The organism is Streptosporangium sp. NPDC006013 (genome assembly GCF_040614275.1).
Classification (GTDB): domain Bacteria; phylum Actinomycetota; class Actinomycetes; order Streptosporangiales; family Streptosporangiaceae; genus Streptosporangium.
On the sequence record NZ_JBEXUE010000106.1, the window covers coordinates 23132 to 25202 of the forward strand.

A 2071-nucleotide genomic window follows, 5' to 3' on the forward strand; every position below is an offset into this window, starting at 1 on the left:
TGTCGTAGCCGCCGGTGACGGCGATCGGTCGGCCGTCGACCTCGCTGATCGCCATTGCCTGGACGGCTTCGGTGTGGCCGGTCATCGGCTCGCCGATGGGTTTGTACGTGGTCAGGTCCCACACCTGCATGGTGCCGTCATAGTCGTCGGTGACGGCGATCGGTCGGCCGTTGATCTGCCCGACCGCCACCGCCTCGATGGTGTCATCCAAGTTGACGACATCGTCATAGCCGAACAGTCCTGTGGAAGGCCAGAAGATCGCGAAGAGTGCAATGGACACGACGAGCGTGCCGAGCGCCACGCAGGCCGTCACCGCGGCGATCCACCCAAGGCGTTGGCGGGCGGTCGGGACAGCCTGACCGAGGTCGGGGGAAGCACTCGCGTGTGGTTCGGTCGTGTCGTGGCCGAGTGCCTTGGGATCACCCGTGTCCCGCTGACCCGTATCAGGCACCGTATATCGTCCTTTCCGGTCGGCATCACATCTCGGGGTGGCCGGGCGGAGCCGTCCGATCACCGACAGCCGAGAAAGCGAGCCGTTACGTTCGCTTTTCGAGTCATGACGCCTTACATGTGGTAGATCACACTAAACACTAATCAATCCGCATTGAAGGAGCATTTCCTTCATAATCGTCCGGCCTCAGAAGATCTGTGGCTACCAGCCCTTGAGGGGATTACGTTCAGATTCTGAGCAGTAGCGATGTTTTGTCCCCGCTTAGGCCGACCATTACTGTTCCGGGCGGTTCTCAAAGAGGCGGTCCATTGCTTCAGCTCCTTCCAGGAGCATCGGGCGGAGCTGCTTGCGGTAGACGGTCTCGGTGACCGAGGTGTTGCGGTGGCCGACCAGGCGGGAGATGTTCTCCAGTGGGACGCCGGAGTCCGACAGCAGCGAGACGAAGCTGTGCCGCATCTCCCGGGGTGTCCACTCCTTCTCGTTCAGACCGGCCTTCTTGAGCACCGCCCGGAATGAGCGCCGGACGTTGTGCGCGTCGAGCTCCGTGCCGACTTTGGATGCGAACAAGAGGCCGTTGTCCTGCCAGTCGTCACCGGCCGCCCGCTTGGCCACCTCCTGACGCTCGCGGTGGAGCTTGAGCGCGTCAGCGCAGCGCCTCGGCATGGCCAGTGTTCGCCGGGACTTGCGGGTCTTGGTGTCGCCGCCCTCCCGCACCGACCGCCAGACCATGATGGAGGGCGGGGTGCCGTCGAGGTCGACGTGTGACCAGGTGAGCGCCCGCAGTTCTTCCGTACGAGCTCCGAGCAGTAGCGAGAGCACGATGTAGGCGTGCAGCGCTGTGCCTTCGGATGCCTTGAGCACGGCTTCCGCCTGGTCGAGGGTGAGCGACTTGGAGGGACGTCCCTCCGTTCCCCTGGGGATCTCGCAGAGCAGCGCGACGTTTCGCTTCACCTTGTCTCGAGCCTGGGCGCGAGAGATGGCCCGGACGAGGATCGAGCGCAGTTCGCGGAGGGTCCGCGTGCTCAGCTCCTTCGCCTTGTCGGCCAGCCAGCGGTCAACGTCGTCCGCGGTGAGGTCGACGAGCTTCCGTGCGCCCAGGCCAGGGATGATGTGCTTGTTCGCGAGGATCGAGCACTTGTCCACCGTCGCGGCCCCTCGGCCGCTGAGCCCGAACTCCAGCCAGTTCCTTACGGCGTCGGCCACGGTGTAGCCGGTCGAGGAAACGAGGAGCCCGTCTTCGTAGTCGCGGATGATCTCCTTGAGTTTCTTCATGGCTGCGGTCTTGGTTCTGCCGCTGGCCTTCTTCACGATCCGCTTGCCCGCCGGGGTGTAGCCGACCGTCACCGAAGCGATCCAGCGTTGCCGAGCTTCGTCCCAGTGCAGCCCGCCGTCCCCACGGCTACGTCGTTCGGTCATCAGGCGGCCTCTCGCTCCAGGAGCGCGATGTACTCGCGGATGGCGGACGCTGGGATGAGATCGCCGAGGCGATCAGAGCGAGCCGATAGTGGAGCCCGAGCGGTGTGCAACTGACATTGATCGTTTACGCCTGGGTCTGAGTCTTCTGCTTAAGGCGTTCGTAGGGGGTCTGGCCGCCGAGGCCTCCATGGGGTCGATCGTAGT

General features: G+C 64.2%; 2 protein-coding genes. Both read right to left on the minus strand.

The features are described 5' to 3' along the window. The coding region (locus ABZ260_RS18465; protein ID WP_355618729.1) for a hypothetical protein at positions 1-313 on the minus strand (313 nt) is incomplete at its 3' end. Positions 314-724: 411 nt separating this feature from the next. Next, a complete protein-coding gene (locus ABZ260_RS18470; protein WP_355618732.1) occupies positions 725-1867 on the minus strand; it encodes a site-specific integrase in 1143 nt (380 codons plus the stop codon). Positions 1868-2071: the final 204 nt, after the last annotated feature.